21 protein-coding genes are annotated in these 22,351 nt (G+C 73.4%); 5 read left to right on the top strand and 16 right to left on the bottom strand.

What is annotated here, in order from left to right:
* The first annotated feature begins 227 nt into the window (after window positions 1-227).
* Window positions 228-1,400: an acyl-CoA dehydrogenase family protein gene (locus C5N14_RS25370; RefSeq protein ID WP_117671394.1), complete on the top strand. Its 1,173-nt coding sequence runs from the start codon at window positions 228-230 to the stop codon at window positions 1,398-1,400.
* A 228-nt stretch (window positions 1,401-1,628) separates the two neighbouring features.
* Here the strand turns inward: C5N14_RS25370 and C5N14_RS25375 are convergent, their stop codons facing one another.
* From C5N14_RS25375 to C5N14_RS25395, 4 genes are all read right to left on the bottom strand, one after another.
* Window positions 1,629-4,817, bottom strand: coding sequence for an ATP-binding protein (locus tag C5N14_RS25375; protein ID WP_117671396.1), 3,189 nt, complete (start codon window positions 4,815-4,817; stop codon window positions 1,629-1,631).
* Complete coding sequence (locus tag C5N14_RS25380) at window positions 4,814-5,518, bottom strand: hypothetical protein (RefSeq protein ID WP_117671398.1); 705 nt, start codon at window positions 5,516-5,518, stop codon at window positions 4,814-4,816. The genes C5N14_RS25375 and C5N14_RS25380 overlap by 4 nt, the downstream gene beginning before the upstream one ends.
* 15 nt (window positions 5,519-5,533) lie before the next feature.
* Window positions 5,534-6,613 carry a DUF559 domain-containing protein gene (locus tag C5N14_RS25385; RefSeq protein WP_117671400.1) on the bottom strand — a complete coding sequence of 360 codons (1,080 nt, stop codon included), beginning with the start codon at window positions 6,611-6,613 and terminating at the stop codon, window positions 5,534-5,536.
* A 126-nt stretch (window positions 6,614-6,739) separates the two neighbouring features.
* The gene (locus C5N14_RS25395) at window positions 6,740-7,141 is read right to left on the bottom strand and encodes a hypothetical protein (RefSeq protein WP_117671404.1); all 402 of its coding nucleotides are present in this window, start codon (window positions 7,139-7,141) and stop codon (window positions 6,740-6,742) included.
* A 212-nt stretch (window positions 7,142-7,353) separates the two neighbouring features.
* Here C5N14_RS25395 and C5N14_RS32390 point away from each other — a divergent pair, with 212 nt between their 5' ends.
* From C5N14_RS32390 to C5N14_RS25410, 4 genes are all read left to right on the top strand, one after another.
* The gene (locus C5N14_RS32390) at window positions 7,354-7,644 is read left to right on the top strand and encodes a DUF6403 family protein (protein ID WP_165878217.1); all 291 of its coding nucleotides are present in this window, start codon (window positions 7,354-7,356) and stop codon (window positions 7,642-7,644) included.
* Window positions 7,645-7,673: 29 nt separating this feature from the next.
* Window positions 7,674-8,216, top strand: a complete 543-nt coding sequence (locus tag C5N14_RS33405; RefSeq protein ID WP_243640019.1) for a hypothetical protein — start codon at window positions 7,674-7,676, stop codon at window positions 8,214-8,216.
* 135 nt (window positions 8,217-8,351) lie between these two features.
* Window positions 8,352-8,636, top strand: a complete 285-nt coding sequence (locus tag C5N14_RS25405) for a type II toxin-antitoxin system Phd/YefM family antitoxin (RefSeq protein ID WP_117671406.1) — start codon at window positions 8,352-8,354, stop codon at window positions 8,634-8,636.
* Entirely contained in the window at window positions 8,633-8,887 is a 255-nt protein-coding gene (locus C5N14_RS25410) for a Txe/YoeB family addiction module toxin (RefSeq protein ID WP_117671408.1), read from the top strand. Before C5N14_RS25405 ends, C5N14_RS25410 begins: the two co-directional genes overlap by 4 nt.
* Before the next feature lie 77 nt (window positions 8,888-8,964).
* Here the strand turns inward: C5N14_RS25410 and C5N14_RS25415 are convergent, their stop codons facing one another.
* The 12 genes from C5N14_RS25415 to C5N14_RS33410 all read right to left on the bottom strand — a co-directional run bounded on the left by C5N14_RS25415 (window position 8,965) and on the right by C5N14_RS33410 (window position 22,334).
* Window positions 8,965-9,990: a hypothetical protein gene (locus C5N14_RS25415; RefSeq protein ID WP_243640021.1), complete on the bottom strand. Its 1,026-nt coding sequence runs from the start codon at window positions 9,988-9,990 to the stop codon at window positions 8,965-8,967.
* Window positions 9,991-10,428: 438 nt separating this feature from the next.
* Window positions 10,429-11,622 carry a thiolase family protein gene (locus C5N14_RS25420; RefSeq protein ID WP_117671410.1) on the bottom strand — a complete coding sequence of 398 codons (1,194 nt, stop codon included), beginning with the start codon at window positions 11,620-11,622 and terminating at the stop codon, window positions 10,429-10,431.
* A complete protein-coding gene (locus C5N14_RS25425) occupies window positions 11,619-12,539 on the bottom strand; it encodes an acyl-CoA dehydrogenase family protein (RefSeq protein ID WP_128763658.1) in 921 nt (306 codons plus the stop codon). The genes C5N14_RS25420 and C5N14_RS25425 overlap by 4 nt, the downstream gene beginning before the upstream one ends.
* On the bottom strand, window positions 12,529-14,079 hold the full coding sequence (locus C5N14_RS25430; protein ID WP_117671414.1) for a class I adenylate-forming enzyme family protein: 1,551 nt from the start codon (window positions 14,077-14,079) through the stop codon (window positions 12,529-12,531). The genes C5N14_RS25425 and C5N14_RS25430 overlap by 11 nt, the downstream gene beginning before the upstream one ends.
* Complete coding sequence (locus C5N14_RS25435; RefSeq protein ID WP_117671416.1) at window positions 14,076-15,182, bottom strand: acyl-CoA dehydrogenase family protein; 1,107 nt, start codon at window positions 15,180-15,182, stop codon at window positions 14,076-14,078. Before C5N14_RS25435 ends, C5N14_RS25430 begins: the two co-directional genes overlap by 4 nt.
* Window positions 15,179-15,976 carry an enoyl-CoA hydratase/isomerase family protein gene (locus C5N14_RS25440; RefSeq protein ID WP_117671418.1) on the bottom strand — a complete coding sequence of 266 codons (798 nt, stop codon included), beginning with the start codon at window positions 15,974-15,976 and terminating at the stop codon, window positions 15,179-15,181. Before C5N14_RS25440 ends, C5N14_RS25435 begins: the two co-directional genes overlap by 4 nt.
* 4 nt (window positions 15,977-15,980) lie before the next feature.
* Window positions 15,981-17,138: a CaiB/BaiF CoA-transferase family protein gene (locus tag C5N14_RS25445; protein ID WP_305792078.1), complete on the bottom strand. Its 1,158-nt coding sequence runs from the start codon at window positions 17,136-17,138 to the stop codon at window positions 15,981-15,983.
* An 11-nt stretch (window positions 17,139-17,149) separates the two neighbouring features.
* Window positions 17,150-18,289: an acyl-CoA dehydrogenase family protein gene (locus tag C5N14_RS25450; protein ID WP_117671422.1), complete on the bottom strand. Its 1,140-nt coding sequence runs from the start codon at window positions 18,287-18,289 to the stop codon at window positions 17,150-17,152.
* A gap of 10 nt (window positions 18,290-18,299) precedes the next feature.
* Entirely contained in the window at window positions 18,300-19,025 is a 726-nt protein-coding gene (locus tag C5N14_RS25455; protein WP_243640022.1) for an SDR family NAD(P)-dependent oxidoreductase, read from the bottom strand.
* Window positions 19,026-19,066: 41 nt separating this feature from the next.
* Window positions 19,067-19,897 (bottom strand): IclR family transcriptional regulator, encoded by an 831-nt coding sequence (locus C5N14_RS25460; RefSeq protein WP_165878220.1) that lies wholly within the window; start codon window positions 19,895-19,897, stop codon window positions 19,067-19,069.
* A 17-nt stretch (window positions 19,898-19,914) separates the two neighbouring features.
* Entirely contained in the window at window positions 19,915-21,141 is a 1,227-nt protein-coding gene (locus tag C5N14_RS25465; RefSeq protein ID WP_117671428.1) for an acyl-CoA dehydrogenase family protein, read from the bottom strand.
* Complete coding sequence (locus tag C5N14_RS33410; protein WP_243640026.1) at window positions 21,138-22,334, bottom strand: thiolase family protein; 1,197 nt, start codon at window positions 22,332-22,334, stop codon at window positions 21,138-21,140. Before C5N14_RS33410 ends, C5N14_RS25465 begins: the two co-directional genes overlap by 4 nt.
* Window positions 22,335-22,351: the final 17 nt, after the last annotated feature.

Here is a 22,351-nt window from a genome sequence, read left to right on the forward strand (position 1 = left end):
GTCCCCCCGAGCATGCCGGTCCCGGCGTCCCGGCCGCCTGGTGCGCGCCGTCCCGGCCACCCGGGAACTTCCGCCGGGCAGGAGTGCCCGGCGGGTCGGTACTGCCGTCCCTTCCCGCCGGGACGTCGGGTCGTCCAACGTCTGCACCGCGGGCGCCGCAGGCTGGCGCCGCGAGTCCGACGGCGCCGGGGCGGCGCCGCGACGCCCGGGGCGAGCAGGAGGCAACCATGGACGAGCAGGACCGGATCCGGCTGACAGGCGCGGTACGGGAGCTGGTGCCGGAGCTGAGCCGGCGGGCGGAGGACATCGAGGCGAGCCGGGAACTGCCCGCCGACCTGCTCGACGGGCTCCGCGCCGCGGGCTGCTTCCGGATGTTCGTGCCGCGCAGCCACGGCGGGTACGAGGCGGACCCGCACACCGGGCTGGCGGTGCTGGAGGCGCTGGCCCGCGCCGACGGCTCCACCGGCTGGACGGTGATGATCGGCGCGGAGACGCCGCACCTGCTGGCACTGCTCCCCCGGGACCGGTTCGACAAGCTCTACGCGGCGGGCCCGGACGTCGTGGTGGCCGGCGGTTTCGCCCCGCAGGGCCGGGCCGAGCTGGCCGACGGCGGGTTCCAGGTCACCGGGCGGTGGGGGTTCGCCAGCGGTTCCCGACACGCCGACTGGATCTTCGGCAACTGCGTGCTCACCGGGGACGGCCAGCCGCTGCCCGGCCCGGGCGGCCAGCCCGTGGAGGTCCGCTCGATGCTGCTGCCCGCTGGCGCGGTGCGGGTGCAGGACACCTGGCACACGCTGGGGCTGCGCGGCACCGGCAGCCACGACGTGCTGATCGAGTCGGTGTTCTGCCCGGCGGAGCAGAGCTTCGACCTGTTCACCGGGGTCCCGTGCGTGCCGGGGCCGGGGTTCGTCGCGCCGCTGGCGCAGTTCGTCCTGCACCTGGGCGCGGTGGCCGTCGGGATCGCCCAGGGCGCCCTGGACGACACGGTGGCGCTGCTCGACGGCGGCCGGCAGCGGCTGTACGCGCGGCAGTCGCTGGCCGACTCGCCGGCCTTCCGGGTGCAGCTCGGCCGGGCCGACCTGAACGTCCGGGCGGCCCGGGCGCTGGTGCGGTCGCTGGCCGACGACCTGTACCGGGCGGCCTGCGCGGAGGACCCGGTTGCGGTCGAGGCGCTGCGCCCGCAGGTCTCCGCCAGCCTGCCCTGGGTGACCGAGGTCGCCACCGCCGCCGTGGACGTCTGCTACCGGGCGGGCGGGGGCGGCGCGGCCCGCGACTCCTCCCCGGTGCAGCGCCGCTTCCGGGACATCCACACCTTCGCCCAGCACGCGGCGGCGGCGGAGGGCTGGCTGGGCAACAACGGCGCCCACCTGCTCGGCCGCCCGGTGGAGCTGGCCTACTAGCGCGGACCAGGCGCCGGCGGAGGGGCCGGCGTCGCGGGGGCGACCCGCGCGCCGGCCGGAGGGGGCCGGCGCACCAGGGGAAGGTCCACCCGCCGGCCGGGGAGGCCGGCGTCGCGGGGGCGGTCCGTGTGCCGGGGGTCGGTACACGGGCCGCACCCGACGTCGTCCGGCGTGCGGCGGCCCTCCGGCGTGCGGCGGCCCTGGCCCTCCGGCGTGCGGCGGCCCGACTCAGCCCGCCCGCCGCACCACCTCCTCCGGCGTCAGCGGCGCCTTGGGATGGTGGGTCAGGCACAGCGGGGTGTCCACCTTGACGAAGGGGAAGCCCTCCCCCGCGACATAGAACTGGCCGCTGTTCAACAGCCCGATGTCGGGCAGCCGGCCGCCCTTGGCCTCGGCGAGCTGCCGCGCCGCGTCGATCTGCGCCGGGGCGTTGAGCAGACCGAAGAACTGGGTGGTGGCGTTGCCCGAGATCTGGTTGTGCAGGCCCTTGGGTGCCTGGGTGGCGAAGACCAGCCCGAGGCCGTACTTGCGGGCCTGCGAGGCCAGGGCGATGGAGCTGGCCGTGCAGGCGGTGTTCCCGGTCGACGGGGCGAGGGTCTGCGCCTCGTCCATGACGAACAGGCCGCCCAGCGGCCGGTCCCCGGCCGGGTGCCGCCTGACCCAGGCGAACAGCGCCATCTGCAACTGGTTGACGAAGCTCTGCCGCTCCTGGTCGGAGGTGAGCCCGACGAAGCTGACCACCGACACCCGGGCCCGCCGGCCGGGCGTCGGGGTGAGCAGCAGGCCGGGATCGGCCGGGGCGCCCGCGCCGCCGAACAGCGGGTCGGTGACCATCGCCGCCTTGAGCGTCTCGGCCAGGTCGAGGGCCAGCTTGTCGGCCCGGGCCAGCCGGCTCACCCCGTCGGGCAGGTCGGCGAGGAACTCGGTGAAGGCGGGCAGGCCCACCAGGTCGGTCCTCGCGTACGCCAGCAGCGCCTCCGTCAGCACGGCCTTGCCCTGCTGGGCGAGCCGGGTGGGCCGGTCCACCCCGGCCCGGGGCGCGAGGGCCTCCACCGCCGAGCGGATGGCCTGGTCGAACTCGTCCGGCGAGTCCCGCACGGGACTGAAGTCCGGCAGCGGCTGGAAGCTCAACGGCCGCCCGGCGGTGACCCGGGGCGTCCAGACGACGACCTCCGTGTGGTCGAGGTAGTCCCGGGCCCGCTCGTCGTCGCCCGGCCCCCAGCCGACCGGCGGCTGCGGCCACGCGTCCCCCAGCCGGGCCAGGTCGTTGTTCGGGTCGAGCACGATCGAGGACACGCCCTGCCGGGCGCACTCCTCCACCAGCCGCCGGATCAGCACCGTCTTGCCAGATCCGGAGCCGGCGAAGACGACGGTGTGCCGGCGCAGCGACTCCAGGTCGACCGAGAACGGCTGTCCGTCGGTGGTGTTCCCCAGCCGGATCGCCGCCGCGCCCGCTACCCGGCCGTCGCCCGCAGAACCCGCCACCGGAGCGTCGTCGTGACCCGGTCCCGCAGCGTCGGCCGTCCCCGCCACCGGGCCGTCGGCGTCCCGCGACACCGGCGTCACGGGTCCGTTCCCGTCCGCGGGGCAGGCGGGGGCCGGGTCGCCGAGCACCGTACCGAGCAGGGTGGTGCCGCTCGCCGGACGGCGGGCGACCAGCCACTCCTGGAAGGTGGCGTCGGGTTCCCGGGCCAGCTCCCGCAGCGCGGCGAACACCCGCAGGTCCGCCTCCGCCACGGCGCAGCGCAACCCGCCGGCCGCGTCGAACTCCGCCAGCACCTCCGAGGTGCGCTTCCCGGTCGGCCAGGGGCCGTTGCGCAGCAGCACCAGCCGCCGCTGCGGGTACTGCCGGTCCAGGCCGGCCATCGTGCAGGCCGCCCTGACCCGGGCGATCGTCGCGATCGCGTTCGGGTGGGCGATCCCCCGGAAGCACCAGTGCGCCTCGTTCTCGGTGGCCTCGTCGAGCACCTCGATCAGGCGGCCGTGCAGCGCCGGCTTGCGGCCCGGCGGCGGGTCGTGCTTGTACGTGGCCCCGGTCGGGGCCTGCTCGGCGATCCACGCGGCGAGCCCGGCGGCGAGCAGCGGCGGCAGGTGCTCGTCCTCGGTGCGGTGCTCCAGCGCGGGCCGCACCTCGGCCGCCGCCACCAGCCGGGCGAACCGCTCGTCCAGCGGGCGCAGATCCGCCGTACCGGCCAACCCCGGCGGCGGGGCGACCGGAGGGCCCCCGCCGTCGACGAACCGGTCGAGCAGGGTCACCTCGTCGGCGTCGCGGCACCAGGCGACGTGCCGGTCCACCCGGCGCAGCAGGGCCCGCGGAGTGAGGTTCGGGGCGTCGGCAAAGGCGTCGGGGCTGATCGGCCACGTCGGATGGGGCGGGGCGAACCGTCGCTCGGTGAACACGGCGGCGAGCCGCTTCGCCACGATGGCCTGCCCGATCTGCGGCGTCGGAATCCGGTCGGGCAGCAGGGAGACCCGGAACCGGTCCGCCACCGAGGTCGGCGCGCTGCGGGTCAGCAGCTCCCAGGTGTCCGGCAGGCAGGACACCACGAGCAGGGTCCGGCGGGTAACGTCGCGCAGGGTCAGCAGGCCGTCGGCGATCGGCCCGAACGCGGTCGCGTGGGCCTCGTCCAGCTCCGCGCGCGGGTCGAACATGGACGTGCTGGTCTGGGCGAAAAGCGTGTCGAGCTGGTCGACGGCGATCACCGTCGGGTCGAGCGTCAGCGCCATCAGCCGGGAGATGTCCTGGACGACCTGCTGCGGGGGGCGTACGCCGTGGGTCAGCCCCCACTCCGCCCGGCGCGCCGGGTCGCCCGGCTCGCTGATCAGGTGGGCGTAGCCGATGTCCTGGTCGTCGAACTCGTGGGACCCGTGCAGCACCAGCGCCCGGACGGTGTCCTGGCAGTCCCGGCCCACCTCGCGGTGGTGGGTGCGCAGGGCGCGGACGAAGGTGTCCAGGTGCTCGCGGGTGAGCGGCTCGGTGCCGGACACCGCGTCCCGGACCTCGGCGGGGATGCCGAGCTGCGAGGTGAGCCGGCGCAGGAACTTGCGTAACTGCGTGTCCCAGCCACCGGACTCCCGGCCCATCCCCTCGACCATGGCCAGCGCGACGCTCGACCAGAAGGTCCGGCCGCTGACCATGTTGACCAGGAAGAAGTAGCCGCCGTCCTGCTGGATGCGCTCCCGGACGGCGCCGAGCAGGTGGGTCTTCCCGGAACCGGCCCGCCCCTGCATGGCCACCCCGAGGGGCCGGCTGGTGTCGTCGGTGCGGGCGCGGGCCACCCCGCGCAGGATCTCGGCGACCACCCGCTCGTGCAGCTCGGGCACGTCATACGGGGAGGGCCGCCACACGTCGTCGGGGGTGACGGCCGGGTGGAAGGTCAACGCCTCCAGCGCGGCGCGCTCGTCGTCAGGGATCATGCCGCCCCGATCGCCAGCATGTGGTTGTCCTCGTCCCCGATGCGTACCGCCGCCGCCCGGTCCCGCGCGGTCAGCGACTTGCTGTTGGCGACCGGGATGATCCGTACACCGTCCTGCCGGACCAGTGCCCGCAGCGCCGTGTCCACCGCCGCGCGGTCGGCACCACCGAGGTGATCGCGCAGGTCGGCGAGGCCGACCCAGGCGCCGGGCCGCGCGGCCAACTCCCGGTACGCGGCCCGGACCAGCGCCTCGGTGTCGCCCCCGACGGACGACCGGGCCGGCGTGGGCGCGACCTCCGTGGGCGACGTGGGCGCGACCTCCGGGGCCGGCTCGGCGCCGGTCTGCTTGAAGAAGTCACCGTGGCTGATCCGCAGCCGGTCCAGCCCTCGGTGCAGGTTGGTGAGCAGGGTGAACAGTGAGCGGCTGGCCGAGCGGCCCGCCTTGGGCGGGGCGGCGGTGTGCAGCTCGCGCACCACCCGCCAGCCCTCATCCGTCAGCTCGTGCGAGAGCAGGCGGCGGCTGCGGTCGGTCTCGACCAGGCCCAGCTCCACCAGCTTCTTGTTGTCCTTGCCGGTGAGCGTGAATCCGGCCAGCTCCTGCAGCTCGGCGTTGGTCAGCTTGCGTGCCTCCACCATCAGCACGACGAGCGCGTTGATCTGGTTCGGGGTCAGGCTCGGAAGGTCCGCAGTGCTGCTTGACATGGGGCCTCATTCCTGTCAGGGGTGCGCGCCGGCCGCGCGTCGTCGGGCCAGCAGTTCCCGGATGCTCCGGACCACGGCCTGGACGTCGGTCAGCACCTGCTCGTTGGTGAACCGGAGCACGTCGAGCCCGAGGAGCTGGAGCTGCACGTCGCGCCGCCGGTCGTCGGCGAACATTATTCGTCCCCGATGCTCCGGGCCGTCCACTTCGATCGCAAGCCCCTCGACCGTCCAGAACAGATCCAACCGATACGAACGGCTCAGGGGATGCCATTCGTAGGTGTGGTTCCACCGCCGGCCCCGGGCCCACCCGTGCGGGGCGAGAGCCCGCTCCAGTGCCTGCTCGGCGACGCTGTCCGGGCGCGGTGCCCCGGCCAGCGGCGGGTACACCAGCTCCGCAGCGGCAGCGCTGTCAGAGGCCCGACGGGCGTCGCCGGTCAATTCGTCGAGGTGCGCCGGGAGCCGGAGCCGCACCGGCCGGACCCGGTCGGCTCCGTGCCGGAGCGGGCCGACCAGCCACACCGCGCACCGGCCGTGCTGGACCAGCCACTCGGCCGCCGCCACGAGGACCCTCTCGTCCTCGGGCCCGGCCCCCTCCGGCTGCTCGGCCACCAGCACGCAGGACTCCCGGTCGTACGCGTCGGCGAGCACCCGGGTCAGGCCGGCGGCCCGCACCTCGGCGGGGAACCGCGACCGGCGACCGCTCCGGCCGGCGGCACCCGGGACGACTGGGTCGCGCAGCGCCCGCTCGGCGAGGTCGGCGAGGAACGGTCCGAAGTGGTCCGAGCGGGCCGCGAGCCGGGCGGCGAGCCCCCGGACGGCGGCCACGCCGAGCGTTCCGCCGCCGTCCAGCCGGCCCGCGCCCGGCAACCAGCGGGGGAACAACGCCCGGGCCGCGTCCGCCAACTGGTCGAGGAGGGCGGCGACCAGGCCGGGCAGGGGGAGGCCCCGCTCCGGACGGTGGGTGAGCACGGCCGGCGCGGCCGGGGGTAGCGGGTCGAGGGCCAACCGGAGCAGCTCGGGGTCGACATCCACGAGATGGCTGACCCGGCGCGGCGGGACGGCCGCCCACCAGTCCGCACCGGCCCCGTCACGCATGGTCGGGCACCCTACCGGGGCCTCGGCACGCCCGCTGCCCCGTGCCTGCGGCGGCACGACGGGAACGGGCAGGGCGGGCAGCCGCGCGGGCCGGCGGGCGGCGGCGCAGGGGGCGGGGAGGGCGGGTCAGCTTGCGGCGGGGCGGTGTCGGCGGAACAGGCGGACGCCGGCGCTGACCGCGGTGGTGCCCGCCGCCATCCCGAACAGGACCAGGAGCGCACCGACCGCCCACAGGCCGGAGTCGTCGCTCGTCGCCGCCTGCCACGCCCAGGCCACGGTGAAGGCCACCGTCATGACCGGTGCCACCAGCCAGGGGCTGAGCGTCCAGCCGCCGACGGCGGCGATCACCACCAGGGACAGGACGCACCCGACGACCTGCCACACCTCGTACGGGCCGCTGACCGAGTCGGTCACCGGGTCGACCGTGTACTCCGTGTCCCAGCCGAGCCAGGCCCACCAGGTTCCGACCGTCGCCACCGCGAGGACCAAGCCACCGAGCAGAGCACGCGTACGCGTCGAGGTATGCACGACACGATCCTTCCCTGGCGAACCGCGCGACGGATGAGCACCCCCACCCACCACCCCATGCCCACACCCGAACGCAACCCGTAGGCGGCCGATCACCGCGGCCACGCGCCGGCAGCCCCGGATGGATCAGCTCGCCTCGATCAGCCAGACTCGGCCGTACCCTCGCTCGTCACGGAAGTGGATCCGGGCCCCTCGGCACAAGCCTGGTGCGCATGTCACACACCCTCCCGATCTGGCTGGTCGGCGGCCTGCTGCTGGTGGGTGCCGGCTTCGTGACGGCCCTGCTGCCCTGGTGGCGGGCCCGGGCGCAGGCGCACCGGACCGCCTGGTCCACCGCCCGCGCGGAGATCGACAGTGCGGCCGTCACCCGGGACGCGGCAGCGTCCCGGGTGCCCGAGGCCGAGCAGTTGCTCACCCGCGCCGAACTGATCGCCGGTGGGCGCGGGGGGACGGGTCGCCGTCGTCCTCAGCGGGGGTCGAGGAGGGGTCGGCCGGCGAGCTGAGCGACGCGACCGTGCCCTCGGTCGCCGAGATGACCGCGCTGGTGGCCGCCGACCCCGTGGTGCGGCTCCCCGGGTCGGTCGCGCGGTGGAACGAGCAGCGGGTACGGGAGGCCATCGGGAACCAGCAGGTCCGCATCCTGGTCGCGCCGCCCGGGCTCGACAAGGACGTACGCGACCGGGTCCGGGACGTGAAGAACGCGACCCTCCGGGTGATCGGCACCGAGGTGAGCGGCGGCCTCTACCAGGCCGTCGCCGACGATTTGCCCGGCTGGCGCGCCCAGTTCGCCACCGGTGACGTGACGGATCTGCGCGGGCTCACCGAGCGCGTCGACGCGCTGAGCCTGCGCCGAGTCCGGGCCAGGGTCCTCACCGCATGCCAGGACCGGTGCGAACGCACCAGAACAGCGTTGCCGCCCTCTCACCCGCTTGCTTCGCCTTCACACGCGTCTTCCTGCCCGACGAACCGCCCTGACCGGAGCCCTGCTGATCGAAGCCGCACTCGCCGCCGCCACCAGCAGACCTCACTGACAGCGTCCAAGGCCCCCGGAGGCACCACCATGCGAACCAGATGATGATCGTGGCCGGCGAGCCGCTTCCGCTACATCCGCGCTGCTCCAGCGCTTGATCGACAGCCCAGCACGGCGCAGGACTCACACACAACCCTATCCGGTTGTACAATTTCTTGTACGCCATGCTCGGGAGGCATCATGCGCACCGTCCCCTACTCAGAAGTCCGGCAGAACCTGGCCAAGATGCTCGACCATGTTGTGGACGACGCCGAGGAAGTCGTGGTCACCCGCTCCGGCCGTGAGGCCGCCGTCATCATCTCGCTGCGTGAGTACGAGTCGCTGAAGGAGACGGCGTACCTGATGGCCAGCCCCGCCAACGCGCGCCGTCTGAACGAAGCCGTCGAAGAACTGCGCAACGGGGGTGGGGAGATGCACGACCTGATCGACCCCGATGCCAGTCCAGGCGAGGCCTCGGCGGCGTGAAGGTCCAGTTCGCCAGCCGGGGCTGGGAGGACTATCTGGCCTGGCAACGGGATCGCCAGATGCTCAAGCGGGTGAACACCCTGATCGAGGACATCCGACGCAACGGCCACCAGGGCATCGGCAAACCGGAGCAACTCCGCGGCAACTGGTCGGGGTTCTGGTCGAGACGCATTGATCAGGAACACCGCCTGGTGTACCGGATCGTCGATGACACAGTGCAGATAGCGCAGTGCCGCTACCACTACGAATGACGTCGCCCAACCACCCCACGTGCACCGGATGGTGTTCCTGGCGGCTCTCCCGGCAGATGGAGAGTCGCCAGGAATGTTCAACGTAATGGGGTCCTCACCGTGGCGATGAGGTCTCTTGCGTCGTGACAGAATCGACGGACAGCGGGAGTGCGCCGATAGGGAGTAAGCGCGCCGACCAGGTTGCGAACGTGCTTAATGCACCTGGCGGAGGTGACCTGTCCAGTCAGGGTCTGTACCGCCTGGTCACCGAGGGCGAGCGCCTTGTCCAACTCGGGCTGCTCCTGCTGGACGTATGTGGTCGCGAGCAGCGCGTTGCGCAATGCGCCCTCGCGGGTGCACTCGTTGCCCTGTAGCCGCAACGCGGTCCGCAGGTGATCACGGGCGCGTGGCCAGTCTTCGAGCTTGATGAAGCAGTAGCCGGCCTGGGCATGAGCCTGCGCCTCGTTGACCCAGTAGGACCAGTCGGGGTCGCCGTGCTCCGGCCGGCTGTCGGTGAACCGGCCGAATGCGTTGTCGAGTGCGCGGCGAGTGTCGGTCACCGACCGGTTGTTGGCGTACGCCTCGGCGGCCCGTAGATCGAGAATCGCCGCCACCTTCGGGCTCGTAGTGGGGTAGCTGGCTCGCGCGGTCTCGGCGAGGGTCACGGCCTGGCGGAGCTGACCGATGTCCTTGGCCTGGCAGGACATGAACCCGAGGATGTTCGCGCCGAGCCCACGATCGCCGGCCGCGTTGGCCTGGTAGAGGCCTGCGATCCAGAACCGTTGCGCCTGGGTGTGGTGGCCGTCGTCGAAGGACAGCCAGCCGGCGAGGCGCAGCAGCTCACCGGCGGTGGCGTGGAGGCGTCGGCCGACGGTGTCGGTGTAACTGCGCTCTCGCAGCACCCCGACCACCGTGCCCAGGTGCTGGCGGACCAGCCCCAGGGTTTGGCCGCTGCCGAGGTGGTCGTCCATGCGTCGCAGGCTGGCTGTCACCGCATCCAGGTGGTCGACGACCTCGCCGGACAAGTGGCGGCCCGTGGTCGACGCGATGTGTTGCGGCGCTTGGGCGATCAGCCACTCGTGCGCCGGTGACGTCAGTGCGGAACCGAGCAGAGTGAGGAACATCCGTCGGTGCATCATTCCCTCAGATTCGTCGGTGCATCATTCCCTCAGATTCGTGGACCACCTCGGCCGCCCGCAAGGCCCCGGCCGAGGACCAGGGCAGATGCAGACCGGCAGAGGCGGGTACGGCCTCGACCCCGTCGTCCGGCCAACCCAGTTCATCGACACTGATCGTCCGCTGCAACTGCTCGGACAACAGCGCCGTGGTCAGCGATGGCCACGGACTGCGGGGAACATCGCCCTTCTTCCACTTGTACGGCGTCTTGAGGTGCAGCCGCTCCGTGCGCCCGTGCCGTTCAGCGCACTCGTTAAGGCGTCGAGCGAGATGCTCCGGCTGCCAGCCCTGAAGCGCCGACGTCAGAGGCTCGCGCGCATGCCTGCGACGCCGCTACAGAATGTCACCACCGAAAGTGAGCCAGAGCCGTTGGCGAGACAGTCCCTTCACCGGACGGTGACGATGACCGACTCGGCCTCGCCGACGCCGCCGCAGATGGTGACCAGGCCCCTCCCCCCGCCCCGCCGGCGCAGCTCGTTGATCATCGTCATCACCAGCCGGCCGCCCGTCGCGCCCGTGGGGTGACCGACCGCGACGGCGCCGCCGTTGACGTTCGTCCGCTCGCGCAGCCGCAGCGCCCCGGCCCGGTCCCCGCCCGCCAGGGCAAGGGTGGTGACCAGGGGCACCGCCGCGAACGCCTCGTTGACCTCGATCAGGTCGATGTCCTCGATGGCCAGGCCGGCCCGGGCCAGTGCCCGCTGGGCCGCCCGCGCGGGCATCGACGCCAGGCGCTGCGGATCGCCGGACACCTGGGCGCACGCGCTGATGGTGGCCAGGCCGGTGGTACCGCGCCGCGCCGCCTCCGCCGTACCGGCCAGCACCAGGGCCACCGCGCCGGTACTCATGTTGGGCGCGTTGCCCGCCGTCACCGTGGCGCTGCCGTAGACCGTCGGCAGCGCGGCCAGTTGCTGTGCTGTGGTGTCGGGCCGCGGTACCTCGTCGGCGGCCAGCCGGACGGGGCGGCCGGTCCGGTCCGGCACGTCCACCGGCACGATCTCGTCGTCGAAGCAGCCGCGGGCCAGGGCGTCCGCGTACCGTTGCTGGCTGCGCAGCGCCCAGTCGTCCTGTTCGGCGCGGTCCACCCCGTACTCGGTGGCCTCGGCGCCGGCCTGCACGGCCCGGGGCACCCCCGTGTGCGGGCAGGCGACGACGAGCTGGTCGGTGAGCACGATGTCACCGATCCGGTTGCCGAAGCGGGCCGCGTGCACGAAGTACGGTACCCGGCTCAGGTTCTCCACGGCGCCGGCGACGCTCAGCGCGGTGTCGTTCAGCCGCAGTCCCCGGCTGGCCAGCGTGATCGCCGCCAGCGACGAGCAGCAGGCCCGGTCGACGGTGTACGCGACCTTCTCCTCGGGGATGCCGGCCCGCAGCAGCACCTGCCGGGCCACCGAGCGCTCGGAGCCGGGGAAGTTCACCCCGAACGCCAGCTCGTCGACGTCCGCGCCGGTCAGCCCGGCGCGGTGCAGCACGGCGCCCACCGGGATCGCGCCGAGGTCGGGCAGGGGCAGGTCACGAAGGGCGCCGCCGAAGCGGCCGAACGGGGTACGGGCCGTGGCGAGGACGACAACGTCGTCGGTCATGGAAACTTCCTCTCGAAGACGTCGGCGGTCCACGCCGCCCTGCGGTACGGGGCCAGCGCCTGGGTACGCAAAAGCGCGACGCGCCGCCCGTACCAGGCCACGCCGCCCTCTTCGGTGAACGCCATCGCGCCGTACGCCTGGAAGGTGTGGTATGTCGCGGTACGGGCCGCCCGGGCGGCGGAAAGGACGGCGGCGCGGGCGGCGCGGGCGGCGTCCGCGCCGCCCTCCGCCAGCCGGGACGCCGCCCGGCTGGTCAGGGCCCGCGCGGCGGCCAGTTCGATGTCGGCCTCGGCGAGCGGGAAGGCCACGCCCTGGAAGTCGCCCAGCGGCCGGCGGAACTGGTGGCGGCTGGCCACGTACTCGGCGGCGTCCCGAACCAGCCGGGCGCCGGCCCCGACGAGTTGCGCGGCGAGCGCCAGGTCACCCAGGGCGAGCGCGCCGCACTCGTCGGGGACGCGCCGGCGGGGTGTCAGCGGCACCTCGGCCCACAGCTCACCGGTGAGCATCGGTGCCGGCACCGCCTCGCCGGCCGGCGCACACTCCCAGAGGCCGTCGTCGGTGAGCGCGAAGAACACGGTGGCGCGGTGTCCCCAGGGCAGCGGGCCGCCGGTACCCACGGTGGCGATGCCGTCCGGCGGCGGTTCGGCGGCGGCGCGGGTCGCCAGGACGGTCTCCCAGAGCGGGCCGGGGCAGCCGAGGCCGCCCAGCTCCTCCATGACGGCGGCGATCTCGCCGGCCGCCTCGGTGCCCTCGGCCGCGAGGCCGAGGAACCCGATGTCGGCGAGGTCCTGCCAGGTCCGCTCGGGAAACCCGTCGCCGGGCAGGTGACGCCAACCCTCCTCGTGGCGCCGGCACAGCGTGCGCACCGCCTCCGCGAACTCGCGCGGCTGCTGGCCGTAGTCCACCTCAAGCGTCACGGGTGACCTCCCGTAGGGCACGTTTGTCCACCTTCATCGCCGGGGTCACCGGCAGTGCGTCGAGCACGTGGAACCGGCGCGGCACCTTGTACCCGGCCAGGGCGGCGCGGCAGTGCTCGCGCAGCCCGTCGGGATCCACGCCGCCACCGGGGTGTGGCACGACGGCGGCCTCCACCCGTTCGCCCCACAGCGGGTCGTCCACGCCGAACACCGCGACCTGGTGGACCTGCGGATGCCGGGCGATCACGTTCTCCACCTCGATCGGGAAGACGTTCTCGCCCCCCGAGATGACCATGTCCTTGGCGCGGCCGGCCAGGTGGAGGAAGCCGTCCTCGTCGAGCCAGCCGAGGTCGCCGGAGCGGATCGCGCCGTCGACCGCCGTGGCCCGGGTCTGTTCCGGCCGCGCCCAGTACCCGGACATCTGCCACGGCGCGCGGACCAGGACCTCACCGACGCCGCCCCGGGGCACGTCGTGGCCGGCGTCGTCGACGATGCGGATCGACACGCCCGGCACCGGGCGACCCAGCCCCCGGTCGACGCCGTCCTCCTGTTCCCAGGAGCGGACCCGGGCCACCGCGCCGAACTCGGTGGCGCCGTACCCGGTGATCAGGTGGGCCCGCGGAAACGCGGCGCGCAGCCGACCGGGGAAGGCCGGCACGCTGGCTGTGGAGCCGAACAGCACCCGGCGGATCGAGGCACCGTGCTCCGCGCCGAAGCCGGGATGCTCCAGCAGCCGCACCAACGCGGTGGGTGCGCCGAACAGCCGGGTGGGCCGGCCGGTGGCGAGCGCGTCGAGGACAGCGGCCTCGTCGAAGCGCGGCAGCAGCCAGGCGGTGCCGCCCGCGAACAGGGTCGCGAACACGATCGTGGCGACCGCGATGTGGAAGAACGGGGAGAAGTACAGCTCCACGTCGGTGCGCCGGATCTCCATCTGCGCCTGGCAGGACGCGGCGTACTGGTACAGCGCCGAGTGGGTCCAGGTGGCGCCCTTCGGTTCGCCGGTGGTGCCGCCGGTACCGATGATCATCGCGGCCGACTCGTCGCGGAACGCGGGCGACGACGAGGCGGACGACGACGAGGCGGGCGACGACGGGGGCGGCGACGACGGGGCCGGCGTCACGACGGTCAGCGACATCCGGTCGGTCAACGGCCCGGCAGCGCCGGCCGAGGGCAGCGTGGCCAGGCCGCAGCCCAGCCTGGCGGCCAGCTCGGTGGCGGGTTCGGCGGCCAGCAACTGGGCCGGGCGGAGCGGGGCCAGGAAGGCGTACGCCTCGGGCGGGGCGAGCCGGATGTTCAGCGGCACCGCGACCGCCCCGGCGGCCATCACCCCGAACAACGCGGCCAGATGCGGGGCGCCGGGCGCCAGCGCGGTGACCACCCGGTCGCCGGGGGCGACGCCGAGGGCGCGCAGCGCGGCGGCGTGCTCCTCGATCGCGGTCCACAGTTCCGCGTAGGTGTACTCGCCGACCGGGTCGATCAGCGCCGGCGCGTTCGGCGCGTGCCGCGCGTGGTCGGCGAGCACGTCCAGGAACCCGGTCATCGACGTCCTCCCAGCCCGAGCGCCTCGCGGGCCAGCACGCCCAGCATGATCTCCGAGGTGCCGCCGGCGATGGTCTCCATGAAGGTCTCGTGCCACAGGAAGCTCGGCGTGCCGGTGCGGGCGGCCCCGGCATCGCCGACGTCGAACGGCAGCCGCGCGATGCGTTGCAGGGTCCTGCTGCCCAGCAGCTTCGCCCGCGCCGCCTGCGCGGCGCCGTCCTGGCCGGCCTCCAGGGCCGCGAGGGTGCTCATGGCCGCCACCTCCACCTCGGCCACGTCCAGCGCGATGTCGGCGATGTCGGCGCGGGTCCGGGCATCGGCCGACCAGCCCCGCTCGCCCGACCAGCGCAGCAGGTCCTCGAAGTCGCGGCGGACCCGGCCAGGCAGCACCATCAGATGCCGCTCGACGGCCAGCGCGGCCCGGATCAGCCGCCACGCCTCGCCTTCGGCGCCGATCCGGTTCTCCTGCGGCACGTAGACGCCGTCGAGGCTCACCTCGTTGAGCCGGTGCCCGTCGATGGTGTCGATCGGCCGGATCTGCACCCCGGGCGCGGTGAGGTCGAGCATCAGCAGGGTGTGACCGCTCTCCGGGGTGCGGCACAGCAGCCACAGGTAGTCGGAGTTGTGCGCGTCGGAGGTCCACCGCTTCTCGCCGGTGACCCGGTACCCGTCGCCGTCGGGCACCGCCCGGGTGCGCACCCCGGCCAGGTCCGATCCGGCTTCCGGCTCCGAGTATCCCAACGCGAAGCTGATCTCGCCCAGGCCGATGCCGGGCAGGAACCGGGCCCGCTGCTCGTCCGTGCCGTGCCCGATGATGGTCTTCGCGACGATCCCGGCGGCCAGGTCGGGGCGGACCGCGCGGGCGTAGGCCAGCTCGTCCCAGACGATGAACTCGGTGGAGGGCCGCGCGCCCTGCCCGCCCCACTCACGCGGCCAGGCCAGCCGCAGCCAGCCGCGCCGGCCGAGCTCGCGGTACAGCTCGCGGCTGGCGCCGCCGCGGCCGTGGAAGTACTGCATCGGGTCGCGCTGGTGCGCGTGTTCGGCCAGGAAGACCCGCACCTCGTCGCGCAGGCGCTCCTGGTCGGCGGTGAAGGCCCACCTCATGCCGGCACCTCGACGTTCCACTGCGGCGGGCGTCGCTGCACGAAGGCGCGCGCTCCCTCGACGAAGTCGGGGTGGGTCCACTGCCGGCGGGCCAGTTCCCAGCCGTACTCCAGGGCCTCCTGGTGCGGCCGTTCGGCGGCGCCCCAGACGGCCTGCTTCGAGCGCGACACGGCACTCGGGGAGTTGGCGGCGATGGCCGTGGCCAGTTCCCGCGCGGCGTCCATCAGGCCGGCCGCCGGCACCAGTTCGTCGACCAGACCGAGCTGGTACGCGCGGTCCGCGGCGAGCCGGAAACCCCGGCCCGCCAGCGTCATCCGCAGGACGGTACCCAGCGGCAGGCGGCGGGCCAGTCCGATGTTCTCCACCGCACCGACCTGCCCGACGCTGACATGGGTGTCCATGAACTGGGCGTGCTCGGCGGCCACGACGATGTCGGCGTCCGCGACGAAGTGCAGCCCGCCTCCGGCGACCAGCCCGTTCACGGCGCAGATGACGGGCTTCCACACCTGGTTCTGCAACGGTGACCAGACGATGTCCTCGGCCACCGTGCCGTGCCCGGACGAGGTCGTACCGGTGTCGGCCACCTCGCGGACGTCGGCGCCCGTGCAGAAGTGCCGGTCCCCGGTGCCGGTGACGATGACCACCCGTACCGACGGGTCGTCGCGTACCGTCGCCCACAGCTCGCGCAGCCGGGGCCGCATCCGCCGGGACAGCGCGTTGCCCACCTCCGGCCGGTTGAGCCGGATGGTGGCGATGCCGTCGCGCTCGTCGTACTCGATGTCCTCGTTCGTCATGTCGCTAACCCACGATCCGCTCGGCGCGCAGCCGCTCGATGTCCACCCCGGCAAGTCCGAGGCCGGCGAGCAGCTCGTCGGTGTGCCGGCCGTACCCGACCGGCGGGCCCGGCGGCACCGCGGCGGTCCGGGAGAACCGCGGCGCGGGCGCCGGCTGGGGCGTCCCCGCGACCGGCACCAGCGTGCCCCGGGCGGCCAGGTGCGGGTGGGCGGCGGCCTCGGCCAGCGACAGCACCGGTGTGACGCAGGCGTCGGTGCCGTCGAACACCGCGGTCCACTCGTCCCGGGTCCGGGTGGCGAAGATCCGGGCGAACGCGGCGGCCAGCGCGGGCCAGCGCTCCCGGTCGTGCTGCGGGAAGTCGGCGGCGGCCACCCCGAGCCCGGACAGTAGCTGGGCGTAGAACTGCGGTTCGATCGCGCCGACCGCCATGAAGCCACCGTCGCTGGTGCGGTACGTGCGGTAGAAGTGCGCCGAGCCGTCGAGCACGTTGCTCTCCCGCCGGTCCGACCAGGTGCCGGCGGCCAGCATCCCGTGGAACATCGCGGTCAGCGAGACCGCGCCGTCGACCATGGCCGCGTCGATGACCTGCCCGGCCCCGGAGCGCTCCCGTTCCCGCAGCGCACAGGCGATGCCGAAGGCCAGGTACATGGCGCCGCCGCCGAAGTCGCCGACCAGGTTCAACGGCACCGGCGGCGGCAGCTCGGCCGGTCCCATCGGGTGCAGCGCTCCGGCGATCCCGATGTAGTTGATGTCGTGCCCGGCCCGCTGGGCCAGCGGCCCGTCCTGCCCCCAGCCGGTCATCCGCGCGTAGACCAGCCCCGGATTGCGGTCCAGGCAGGGTTGCGGGCCGGCGCCCAGCCGCTCCATCACGCCGGGCCGCATCCCCTCCATCAGCACGTCGGCGCCGGCCACGAGGCGCAGCAACAGGTCCACGCCCGCGGGGCGCTTGAGGTCCAGTGCCACGGTGCGCCGGTGCCGGTGCCGCGGATCCGTCCCGGCGCTCGCTCCCGCACCCGGCGCGGGGGCGCCCACCCGGTCGACCCGGATCACCTCGGCGCCCATGTCGGCCAGCAGCATCCCGGCGAACGGCACCGGGCCCAGCGCCGCCACCTCGATGACCCGTACCCCGTGCAGCGGCCCGGACATGACATCTCCTCCGATGTGTGCGGTGTTCATCGCAGTGCCGACACGCCGAGCAGGTGCTTGCCCAGGTGCAGGATCTGGATCTGGCTGGTGCCCTCGGGGATGGTCGCCTCCCGCGCGTCGCGGAAGTACCGCTCGACCGGGGACTCCTCCATCAGCCCGGCCCCGCCGTGCACCTGCAACGCGAGCGTGGCCGCCTGACCGGCCGCCTCGCCGCAGTAGTACTTGGCCATCGAGCACTCGTACCGGCCCGGCAGCCCGGCGTCGAGCGTGCGGGCCGCCTGGTAGCCCAGCAGCCGGGCGGTCTCGGTGAGCGTGGCGACCTGTACCACCATCTCCTGCACGAGCTGGAATCCGGCGATCGGGCGGCCGAACTGTTCCCGGGTACGGGCGAAGTCCACACAGGACTCAAGGCACGCCTGGGCCAGCCCGACCGCCCCCATGGCCATGTTCAACCGGCCCAGGTTGACGCCGGACATCGCCAGGGCCAGCCCACGGCCCAGCTCGCCGAGCAGGTTGGCCGCCGGTATCCGGGTCTGGTCGAAGACCAGTTCGCAGCTCGTCGTGGCCCGCAGCGGCATGTGCGGGATGTCGTAGGCCTGGTACTCCGACTCCGTCCGGTCGACCAGGAACGCGCTGACCTCGCCGGTGTCCGGCACCCGGGCCAGCACGACCCCGAAGTCGCCGGCCAGGGCGTTGGTGATGTACAGCTTGCGCCCGTTGACGACGTAGTCGTCCCCGTCGCGCCGGGCGGTCGTGCGCAGCGCGCCGGCGTCGGAACCCGCGTCGGGTTCGGTGAGCGCGAACCAGCCGAACCGTTGCCCGGCCAGCAGCGGCCGGAGGAACCGTTCCTTCTGCTCCGGGGTGCCCGCCGTGCTCAGTACCCGGGCCAGCATGCTCTGCACGTTGAGCGTGGTGCGCAGCGAACCCCAGCAGCGGCCGGCCTCCTGCATCAGCAGCGCCAGCACCATGTGGCTGGCGCCGTCGCCGCCGTCCGCCTCCGGTACCACGCCGCGCACGTACCCGAACTCGTACAGCTCGGTCAGCCGGTGCCAGGGGAAGGTACGCGCGCGTTCGTGCTCGGTCACGATCGGCGCGATCTTCGCGTCGAGGTACGAGCGCACGCTGTCGCGCAGCAGCCGCTCGTCCTCACTCAACAGGACGTCCATCGCCGCCGCCTCAGCTGAACCGGCCGCCGGTGACGTGCAGCACGTCCCCGGTGACGAACGAGGCTGCCGGCGAGGCGAGGTACAGCGCGGCGGCGGAGATGTCCTCGGGGGTGCCGAGGCGGCGGATCGAGTTGGCGCGCTGCGCCCGTTCCGCGATGGCGTCGAACTTCGGGTGCCGGCGAACGGTCTCGGTGGCGATCAGGCCGGGGGCGATCGCGTTGACCGTGATGTTGTGCCTGCCGAGTTCCTTGGCCAGAGTGCGGGTCAGGCCGACGATGCCGGCCTTGGCCGCCGCGTAGTTCGCCTGCCCCGGGTTGCCCAGGTACGCGCGGGAGCTGATGTTGATGAGCCGTCCGTAGCCGCGCTCGATCATGCCCGGCGCCACGGCTCGGCTGCACGCGAAGGTGCCGTACAGGCACACGTCGAGCACCTGGTGCCAGTCCTCGTCGCTCATGGACACCAGCGGCCGGTCCACCGGGAAGCCGGCGTTGTTGACCAGGATGTCGATGCGGCCGTGGCGGGCGTTCACCTCGGCGGCCATCGCGTCGATGCTCTGCCGGGACGTCACGTCGAGCACGTGCGGATGGGCGTCGACGCCGTCCGCGGCGAGCTGCTCGGCACCGCGCTCGGCGGGTTCGGCGGCGATGTCGGCGACGATCACGGTGGCGCCGGCCAGCCCGAGTTCCCGGCTGATGGCCAGGCCCAGCCCGCCCGCTCCGCCGGTGACCACGGCCACCTGACCGCGGAGCGTCTGTGTTGAAACCGAGGCCGTAGCCGTCATGTGCGGTACTCCCTGTCTTTCGGAGGTTGGTGGTCGGCCCAGGACTCGTCCTGACCGACGAGTTCGGTGCGACCGGCGAGCATCTTCGTGATCCGCTCGCAGCATTCGCGCAGCAGCCGCCCGTACAAGGCGGATTGTTGTTCGTCCATCTCACTGGTGAAGGCCACGGCGGCGGCGACCAGCCGGATCCGCCCGTCCGGCCCGAAGATCGGCGCGGCGACGGTGCTGACGCCCAACGCGTAGCCCTCGTGGTCGACCGCGAAACCCTGCTCGCGCACCCGTTCCAGGTCGCGCAGGAAGATCTCCTTGCGGGCGACGCTCTTGCTGGTGAACAGTTGCAGCCCGGTGGCCAGCGCGGCACTGACCTGCGAGGGCTCGTCGTAGGCGAGGAAGACCCGGCCGAACGAGCCGCCCTGGATCGGCACCGGCGTGCCGACCTGCAGGGTGATGCGTACCCGGTGCGGGCGCTCCAGCTTGTCGACCAGGATGATCTCGGTCAGGCTGATCCGCCGGTACAGCACGATCGTGGCGTTCATCTGGTCCAGCAGTTTGGCCAGGCTGCGCTTGGCGATGCTGACGTCGTTCATCTGGTTGGCCGCGGCGGCGCCGAGTTCGACCAGCGCGGGGCCGAGCTGGTAGCCCTGCCCGGCGTCGTCGTACTGGACGAGGTTCTCGGCCAGCAGGGTGCGCAGGATGTAGTAGGTGGTGCTCTTGTTCATGCCGGTGGCTTCGACCGTCTTCGCCAGCGACATCGAGTCCTGCGCCGCGAGCAGTCGCAGCACCCGTACGGCCCGTTCGATGGCGGGGACCCGGTATTCCTCGGTCATGGCAACATCACCTCGACTCATCCGCTCATCTCGCCATTGGCCAGGCGCCGTGAGATGAGCCGCTTGAGTATCTCCGAGGAGCCATCCGCGATCTTGACCGTCCGCATGCTCTGCCACGCCTTCGCGAGCCCCACCTCGGTGGTGATGCCCATCCCGCCCAGCGTCTGCATGGCCCGGTCGATGACATCGGTGGCCATCTCCGTGGCGAACAGCTTGGCCATCGCCACCTCGGTCAGGGCGGGCCGCCCGGCATCGACCAGTCCGGCGGCGTGCAGGCCCATGAGGTGCGCCGCGTGGATCCGGGTGGCGGCGTCGGCCAGCGGGAACGAGATGCCCTGGTTGTCGAACAGCCGGGTGCCGAACGTCTCCCGCTCGGTGGCGAACTCGACCGCCAGGCCCAGCGCCCAACGGGCCAACCCGACGCCCTTCGCCGTGTTGTACAGCCGGCCGGTGGCGATGCCGTCCAGCCCGAGCGACAGCCCGTTGCCCGGCTCGCCGAACAACTGCCAGTCCTCGACGCGCACCTCGTTCATCGACAGGATGGCGTGCTCGCCGCCGGTCTGGCCGTACAGGCCGATGACGCTGTCCACCTGGAATCCCGGCGCGTCGGTCGGTACCAGGAACGCCGAGATGCCGCCCGCCCTGGCCCGCACCCGCTCGGGGTCGGTGACCGCGAAGACGAGGGCCAGGTCGGCATGCGGCCCGTTGGAGATCCACTGCTTGACGCCGGTGAGTCGCCAGCCGCCCGCCTCGGGTACCGCCCGGGTCGACATCTGCCACACGTCCGAGCCGGCGCCGGGCTCGGACATCGCGAAGCACATGGTCTGCTCGCCGGACAGCAGGGCGGCGAGGAAGGTGTCCCGCAGCCGCTGCCCGGCGCGGGCGAACACCACGCTCGGCCCGGTGGCCCAGTGCGCCACCACCTCGCTGCCCAGCCAGCCGCCGCTGCCGCAGAGCCGGTTGACGAGTTCCCACGCCGCGTACATGGTGACCGCGCCCTGCCCGCCGCCGCCCAGCTCCTCGGGAACGCACATGGTGTAGTACCCGGCGCGGGACGAGGCCGTCCGGACCGCGCGGCGGTGCTCCTCGACGGCGGCGACGTGCCGGCCGTCCGGCCCGTACCGCTGGCGCGGGTCGGACAGCAGCGCACCGGCGTCGCGGTGGCGGGCGAGGACCTCCGCGTTCAGGAAGTCGCGCAGCCCGTCCAGGATCTCCCGGGTCTGCGCCGACAGCAGTTCGCTCATGCCTCACCAATCCGTTCGTAGAGCGTCGCGGTGGCCATCCCGTAACCGACGCACATGACCTGCAACCCGTACCGGCCGCCCCGGCGGCGCAGCTCGTACAGCAGGGTGGTGGCCAGTCGGGCACCCGAGCAGCCGGTGGGGTGGCCCAGCGCGATGGCGCCACCGTTGACGTTGAGCCGCCCGGGATCGGCGCCGGTCTCCCGCAGCCAGGCCAGCGGGACGCTGGCGAACGCCTCGTTGACCTCGTACAGGTCGATGTCGGCAAGGGTCAGTCCGGTGCGCTCCAGGATGCGCCGGGTCACCGGAATGACGCCGTGCAGCATCAGGTCGGTTTCCACGCCGACGACCTCGGTGGCCACGATCCGGGCCAGCGGTACCAGGCCGTGCCGTCGCGCCTCGGCGCCGTCGCAGACCAGCACGGCCGCCGCGCCGTCGGTGAGCTGGCTGGAGTTGCCGGCGTGGTGCACGCCGTCCGCGCCGAAGGCGGGCTCCAGCGCGGCCAGGGCCGCCAGCGAGGTGTCGGGCCGGATCCCCTCGTCGCGCTCGATGACCCAGCCGGCGTCGGGCAGCTCGTCGGCGAGCAGCGCGGCGGTGAGGTCGGCGGGTACCGGCACGCACTCGTCGGCGAACCGGCCGTCCCGCCAGGCCGCCTCGGCGTTGCGGTGGCTGGCCAGGGCGAAGGCGTCCAGCTCGGCACGGTCCAGCTGCCAACGCGCGGCGATCCGGTCGGCCGCCACGCCCTGGTCCACCAGCGCGTACCGGCCGGTGACCGCACCCGGTGGGGCGACGCCCGCCGCGTCGGCGCCCAGCGGTACCCGGGACATCGACTCGACGCCGGCGGCGATCACCATCCGCTGCTGGCCGCTCAGCACCGCGTGCGCCGCGAAGTGCAGCGCCTGCTGGCTGGAACCGCACATCCGGTTGACCGTCACACCGGGCACCGTGACCGGCAGGCCGGCGGCCAGCGCGGCCACCCGGGCGATGTTGCGCCCCTGCTCACCGACCGCGTTGACGCATCCGGCGATCACGTCGTCCACCGTGTCCGGCGCGATGCCGGCCCGCTGCACGAGCTGGCGCAGGGTGTAGGCCAGCAGCTCGTCCGGGCGTACCCCGCTCAGCGCGCCCCGGCGGCGGCCCAGCGGGGTCCGCAGCGCCGCCACCACCACCGCCTCCCGCGGGGTGCCGGCGGCCAGCCGGGTCAGCGGGATGT

This window comes from Micromonospora sp. MW-13, assembly GCF_003434305.1.
GTDB lineage: Bacteria > Actinomycetota > Actinomycetes > Mycobacteriales > Micromonosporaceae > Micromonospora.

Excerpts from the sequence above, each read along its gene's own strand:
- C5N14_RS33405 (WP_243640019.1), top strand. The coding sequence starts at position 7,674 with ATGACCGCGCTGGTGGCCGCCGACCCCGTGGTGCGGCTCCCCGGGTCG.
- C5N14_RS25380 (WP_117671398.1), bottom strand. The coding sequence starts at position 5,518 with ATGTCAAGCAGCACTGCGGACCTTCCGAGCCTGACCCCGAACCAGATC.
- C5N14_RS25420 (WP_117671410.1), bottom strand. The coding sequence starts at position 11,622 with ATGACCGACGACGTTGTCGTCCTCGCCACGGCCCGTACCCCGTTCGGC.
- C5N14_RS25450 (WP_117671422.1), bottom strand. The coding sequence starts at position 18,289 with ATGGACGTCCTGTTGAGTGAGGACGAGCGGCTGCTGCGCGACAGCGTG.
- C5N14_RS25460 (WP_165878220.1), bottom strand. The coding sequence starts at position 19,897 with ATGACCGAGGAATACCGGGTCCCCGCCATCGAACGGGCCGTACGGGTG.
- C5N14_RS32390 (WP_165878217.1), top strand. The coding sequence starts at position 7,354 with ATGTCACACACCCTCCCGATCTGGCTGGTCGGCGGCCTGCTGCTGGTG.
- C5N14_RS25440 (WP_117671418.1), bottom strand. The coding sequence starts at position 15,976 with ATGACGAACGAGGACATCGAGTACGACGAGCGCGACGGCATCGCCACC.
- C5N14_RS25375 (WP_117671396.1), bottom strand. The coding sequence starts at position 4,817 with ATGATCCCTGACGACGAGCGCGCCGCGCTGGAGGCGTTGACCTTCCAC.
- C5N14_RS25435 (WP_117671416.1), bottom strand. The coding sequence starts at position 15,182 with ATGAGGTGGGCCTTCACCGCCGACCAGGAGCGCCTGCGCGACGAGGTG.
- C5N14_RS25405 (WP_117671406.1), top strand. The coding sequence starts at position 8,352 with ATGCGCACCGTCCCCTACTCAGAAGTCCGGCAGAACCTGGCCAAGATG.
- C5N14_RS25385 (WP_117671400.1), bottom strand. The coding sequence starts at position 6,613 with ATGCGTGACGGGGCCGGTGCGGACTGGTGGGCGGCCGTCCCGCCGCGC.
- C5N14_RS25465 (WP_117671428.1), bottom strand. The coding sequence starts at position 21,141 with ATGAGCGAACTGCTGTCGGCGCAGACCCGGGAGATCCTGGACGGGCTG.
- C5N14_RS25415 (WP_243640021.1), bottom strand. The coding sequence starts at position 9,990 with ATGTTCCTCACTCTGCTCGGTTCCGCACTGACGTCACCGGCGCACGAG.
- C5N14_RS25370 (WP_117671394.1), top strand. The coding sequence starts at position 228 with ATGGACGAGCAGGACCGGATCCGGCTGACAGGCGCGGTACGGGAGCTG.
- C5N14_RS25430 (WP_117671414.1), bottom strand. The coding sequence starts at position 14,079 with ATGACCGGGTTCCTGGACGTGCTCGCCGACCACGCGCGGCACGCGCCG.